The organism is Romboutsia sp. 13368 (assembly GCF_018336475.1).
In the GTDB taxonomy this organism is placed as follows: domain Bacteria; phylum Bacillota; class Clostridia; order Peptostreptococcales; family Peptostreptococcaceae; genus Romboutsia.
On sequence record NZ_CP048741.1, the window covers coordinates 302,994 to 308,851 of the forward strand.

General features: G+C 27.1%; 5 protein-coding genes. 4 read left to right on the plus strand and 1 reads right to left on the minus strand.

The window, feature by feature from the left end; genetic code table 11:
- Window positions 1-706, plus strand: a 706-nt coding sequence (locus G3997_RS01210; RefSeq protein ID WP_330616154.1) for a hypothetical protein, incomplete at its 5' end; no start/stop codon positions are given.
- On the opposite strand, the gene G3997_RS01215 is transcribed toward G3997_RS01210, so the two are convergent.
- On the minus strand, window positions 703-1,155 hold the full coding sequence (locus G3997_RS01215; RefSeq protein ID WP_296646831.1) for a MarR family winged helix-turn-helix transcriptional regulator: 453 nt from the start codon (window positions 1,153-1,155) through the stop codon (window positions 703-705). The genes G3997_RS01210 and G3997_RS01215 overlap by 4 nt on opposite strands.
- Before the next feature lie 205 nt (window positions 1,156-1,360).
- On the opposite strand from G3997_RS01215, the gene G3997_RS01220 reads away from it, so the two are divergent.
- From G3997_RS01220 to G3997_RS01230, 3 genes are all read left to right on the plus strand, one after another.
- Window positions 1,361-3,580 carry an ABC transporter ATP-binding protein gene (locus G3997_RS01220; RefSeq protein ID WP_296646834.1) on the plus strand — a complete coding sequence of 740 codons (2,220 nt, stop codon included), beginning with the start codon at window positions 1,361-1,363 and terminating at the stop codon, window positions 3,578-3,580.
- A gap of 34 nt (window positions 3,581-3,614) precedes the next feature.
- On the plus strand, window positions 3,615-5,426 hold the full coding sequence (locus G3997_RS01225) for an ABC transporter ATP-binding protein (protein WP_334299845.1): 1,812 nt from the start codon (window positions 3,615-3,617) through the stop codon (window positions 5,424-5,426).
- Window positions 5,427-5,575: 149 nt separating this feature from the next.
- Entirely contained in the window at window positions 5,576-5,857 is a 282-nt protein-coding gene (locus G3997_RS01230; RefSeq protein WP_296646841.1) for a hypothetical protein, read from the plus strand.
- Window position 5,858: the final 1 nt, after the last annotated feature.

Sequence of the window (5,858 nt, forward strand, 5' to 3'; positions counted from 1 at the left end):
TATATTCAAAGATGAAACTATTAGATTACTTATAGTAATGCTAACAGGTTACTTACAAAGCTATGTAAATGAATATAAATATAGAATGATATTTGTAACAGTAGCAGCTATAGGTACGGCAGCAGCAGTAGGAAATGTTCAGGAACTTACAGTTGAAAGAATTATAATGGTTATAATAGGAACTATAATTGCTATTATAGCAAATAGATACATATTCCCTTATAGTTTAAAAGATTCAAATGCTCAATTAAGAAAATTATATGATGCATCTATTAAAGAAATGTTTGAAGAAATAGATGAATTATTAAAAGGAAATGTTAGACCAGAAATTATGAATAACCTATTTGTTATAACATCTCTTGTAGAATCTAAATCTAGAGTTAATAAACAAATTGATGATGATAAAATATATAATGAGATAGTAAATGAAAGAAGAAACTTAATAAGTAATATATATGAATTATATAGATGGATTAGTAAGGGACGTATGCACCCTAAAGAGCAAGAAAAAATTATTAATGATATGAGAGTACTAATACAGTACCAGCATGAAGATATAGAAAGTAAAATAATTAATATAGAAAATGCTATAAAAGAAATTGAAAATATAAATACTAGAATAACTTTAAGTACAATAATACTACTACTTAAATCAGTAAGTAGATTAAAGGAATTAAATAAGTTAAAAGAAAAAGCTCAGGTTTAAATATCTGAGCTTATTTCATTTAGTACATCTTTTAATGTAACTAAGGATTCATTAAATTTATCAAGCTTATCATTTGGCAAAGTATAAAATTTATTCTTTAGTGATAATTTTACATCTTCAAACTTATCTTCTAAATACTTATCTCCTTTTTCAGTTAATTTTATATTTATTATTCTACGGTCTTTTTCATCAGGAATTCTTTGTATCATATCTTCTTCTATTAGTTTGTTTAAAAGTTTTGTCATATTAGGAGTAGATATAACAAGTTTTTTTGCTACTTCTGATATAGGTAATTTATCTTTATTTTTTAAAGTTAACATTATCTGAAAATGAGAGTGATTTAAGTTACTTTTGTTAAAGCCGCAGTTATCATGTATAAGTTTTTTCTTGAATAAAGGAATGATACTTATAAAATTTTGAATAATTATATCCATTTTAATTTCATCCATTAATTGTTCCTCCGTACAATTTTTATTTATTATTATATAACAAATGTTTGAAATAATAATATTAAATGTCTGTATATATTATTGACTTTTAATAAAAAAAGTATATACTTAAAAAGTATAATAATTAAAAAGTATAACTATTATATTTTTTAATTATTATATATTATACAATAAAATTTATTAAAATGGAGGTAGAAGTTTAAATATGACTAAAGTTTTAAAATATTTAAAACCATTTACATTATCACTTATATTAGTCATAGGACTACTAGTAGTTCAGGCAACTTGTGATTTATCTCTACCAGACTATACATCAAATATAGTAAACATAGGTATACAGCAAAATGGTATAGAAAATGCAGTACCAGTTGTTATTAGAGAAAAAGAATTAGATAAGTTAATGATTTTTATGAATGATAAACAAAAGCAAGAAGTAGAAAAATCATATGATTTAATAGAAAAAAGTAATTTAAGTAAAGATGAATATGATAAATATGTAAAGCAATATCCTTTACTAAAAAGTGAACCATTATATAAATTAAACACAGATAACAAAGAAGATATAGATAGTTTAAATAAGATAATGGGAACATCTTTAATGAAAGTATCTGGAATAGAAATGGCAAGTAAAGAAGGTAAGATACCAAATATGCCAAATGGAATGGATATTTTTACTGTACTTGAAAATATGCCTAAAGAACAATTAAATCAAGTAACAAAAGAAATAGATAAACAAGTAGATGGATTAGATGAAAATATGCTAACTCAATCATCTATATATGCAGTAAAAAATGAATACCAAGCTATAGGTATTAATATGGATAAGTTACAAAACAACTATATATTTAAATCAGGCGCAATTATGCTAGGTGTAGCACTTATAAGTTTAGTAGCTACTATAGCTGTTGGATTCATTGGATCAAGAGTTGCTGCAGGTGTAGGAAGAAGTCTTCGTAAAGATGTATTTAGAAAAGTTGTAAGTTTTTCTAATGTAGAATTTGATAAATTCTCAACTGCATCACTTATAACTCGTAGTACAAATGATATTCAACAAATACAAAACCTTACAGTAATGCTAGTAAGAATGGTGTTTTATGCACCAATACTTGGTTTAGGTGGAGTATTAAAAGTTTTAAATACTGATACATCAATGGCATGGATAATAGGCGTAGCAGTTGTTGCAATACTTTTAGTAGTTATAATATTATTTAGTTTAGCAATACCTAGATTTAAAAAAGTACAAAAACTTGTTGATAAATTAAACTTAGTAACTCGTGAATCATTAGTTGGTATGCTAGTTATAAGAGCTTTTAGTAATCAAAAACTAGAGGAAAAGAGATTTGATGAAACTAACAAAGAATTAAGAAAAACAAAYACATTTGTAAATAGAATAATGTCAATAATGATGCCTACTATGATGTTAATAATGAACATGATAACAATATTAATAGTTTGGGTAGGAGCTCATAATATTGATGCTGGATCGATGCAAGTTGGAGATATGATGGCATTTATTCAATATTCAATGCAAATAATAATGGCATTCTTAATGATATCAATGTTATCAGTTATGTTACCAAGAGCATCAGTTTCAGCTATACGTATAAATGAAATATTATCAACTGATGTAGCTATAAAAGACTCAAAGGAAACTAAAGACTTTGATGAAGATAAATACGGAGAAGTAGAGTTTAAGAATGTTTCATTTAAATATGAAGATGCAGAAGATAATGTTATAAACAATATAAACTTTACTGCAAAACCAGGTCAGACTACTGCTTTCATAGGAAGTACAGGAAGTGGTAAATCAACTTTAATAAATTTAATACCTCGTTTCTTTGATGTTACAGAAGGTAAGATTTTAGTAAATGGAGTTGATGTAAAAGATATTGAACAACATAAACTTAGAGATGAAATTGGATATGTTCCGCAAAAGGCAGTTTTATTCTCTGGAACTATAGATAGTAATATAAGGTATGGTGCAGAAAATGCTACACAAGAAGATATAAACGAAGCGGCAAATATTGCTCAAGCTATGGAATTTATAGAATCAAAACCAGATAAATTTGAAACTGAAATAGCACAAGGTGGTACAAATGTATCTGGTGGACAAAAACAAAGACTTTCAATAGCTCGTGCTTTAGCTAAAAAGCCTAAGATATTTATATTTGATGATAGTTTTTCAGCACTAGACTTAAAAACTGATGCAAAACTTAGAAAAGAGTTAAAATCAAAAACTAAAGATGCAACAGTTTTAATAGTAGCTCAAAGAATAAGTACAATACTTCATGCTGATCAAATAGTTGTTCTTGATGAAGGTAATGTTGTAGGTATAGGAACTCATGATGAGCTTATGAAAGATTGTGAAGTTTACAATCAAATAGCGCTATCTCAACTTTCAAAGGAGGAGCTAGACAATGAGTAATAAAGAAAAAAGAAAACAAGGTGGTTTTGGTGGTATGCATGGTCATGGTGGAGGAGGTAGCCATGAAAAGGCTAAGGACTTCAAAGGGACTATGAAAAAGCTAATAAACTATTTAAGCCCATATAAATTCGCTATATTATTAGTTATAGTATTTGCTATAGGTAGTTCTGTATTTAATATAGTAGGGCCTAAGATATTAGGTAATGCAACTACTAAAATATTTGAAGGATTAGTTAGTAAAGTAAGTAATAGCGGTGGCGGTATAGATTTTGATGGTATATTAAAAACTTTAACTATGCTTGCAAGTTTATATGTTATAAGTTCGATATTCTCATTTATTCAAACTTTTATAACATCAGATATATCTCAAAAAGTATCTTACAACTTAAGAAAATCTATATCTGAAAAAATAAATAAATTACCTCTTAATTACTATGATAAAAAAACTAATGGAGAGGTTTTATCTAGAGTAACAAATGACATAGATGCAATAAGTCAAAACTTAAATCAAATATTATCACAAATGATAACAGCGGCAACTACTCTTATTGGGGTTTTAGTAATGATGTTATCTATAAGTGTTACAATGACATTAGTTAGTTTAGTTGTAATACCTTTATCTTTAATAATGATGATGTTTGTTGTTAAAAAATCTCAAAAACACTTTAGAGCACAACAAGAGTTTTTAGGTCATACAAATGGTCATATAGAAGAAATGTATAGTGGACACAATATAATGAAAGCATTCAATGGAGAAGATAAAGCTATTGAAGAGTTTGATAAGTTAAGTGATACATTATACAACTCAGCTTGGAAGTCACAGTTCTTATCAGGTATGATGATGCCGATAATGACATTCATAGGAAACTTAGGATATGTAATAGTTGCTATAATGGGTGGTTTCTTAGCTATAAGAAATAAAATACAAGTTGGGGATATACTTGCATTTATCCAATATGTAAAATCATTTATGCAACCTATTTCTCAAACTGCTCAAATAGCGAACGTAATGCAACAAACAGCAGCWGCGGCAGAAAGAGTATTTGAATTCTTAGAAGAAGAAGAAATAGAAGAAGACGTAGCTAATCCTGTATCAACTGAAAATGTTGAAGGTGCTGTACAATTTGAAAATGTTAAATTTGGATATACTGAAGATAAAATAATAATAAATGATTTTTCTATTAATATAAAGCCAGGTCAAAAAGTAGCTATAGTTGGACCAACTGGTGCTGGTAAAACTACTATTGTTAAGTTACTTATGAGATTCTATGAATTAAATAGTGGTAATATATTAATTGATGGTCATAATTATAGAGACTTTACAAGAAATGAACTTAGAAAAATGTTTGGTATGGTTTTACAAGATACTTGGCTATTTAATGGAAGTATAATGGAAAACATACGTTATGGTAGACTAGATGCAAGTGATGAAGAAGTAATAGAAGCTGCTAAACTTGCTCATGCAGATCACTTTATAAAAACATTAGCTGATGGATACAATATGGAAATAAACGAAGAGGCTAATAATATATCTCAAGGTCAAAAGCAGTTATTAACTATAGCAAGAGCTATACTTTCTAACCCTAAAATATTAATATTAGATGAAGCAACAAGTTCTGTAGATACTCGTACAGAGGTATTAATACAACAAGCTATGGAGAACCTTATGGAAGGTAGAACAAGCTTTATAATAGCTCATAGATTATCTACTATAAAAAATGCAGATGTAATATTAGTAATGAAAGATGGAGATATAGTAGAACAAGGTAGTCATGAAGAATTATTAAAAGCAAAAGGATTCTATAGTGAACTATATAACAGTCAATTTGAAGAAGAAGTATGTTAATTAATAAAACCACACTAATAAATATTAGTGTGGTTTTATATTTATAGATTATAAAAGGATAAATATWAAAGGATAAATATTACTATAATAAAAAAATTTAATATGGAAAACTTAAGTATAAGTATTTTATTTACTTAGGAGGTAAGATTATGGACAATATGAGAGAGATGAGAAATAAAGTCCAAGATGGAAAATATAATTTAACTTTAGAAATAGCTGAAGGTGCTTACTTTGCAACTTATAATGATGTTGATATTAAATCAGGAGAAGATTTAGTTAGGAATTATTTAAGAAGTAACTCAGATGATGCGCGTTTTGATGATATAAAAATAAACTATAATAAAAATAGACACACTGTAAAAGTAACTGCAGAGTTAAACTATGATAATAATGACCATACAGACTATTATAATAGAGGAAGATTAATGTAAG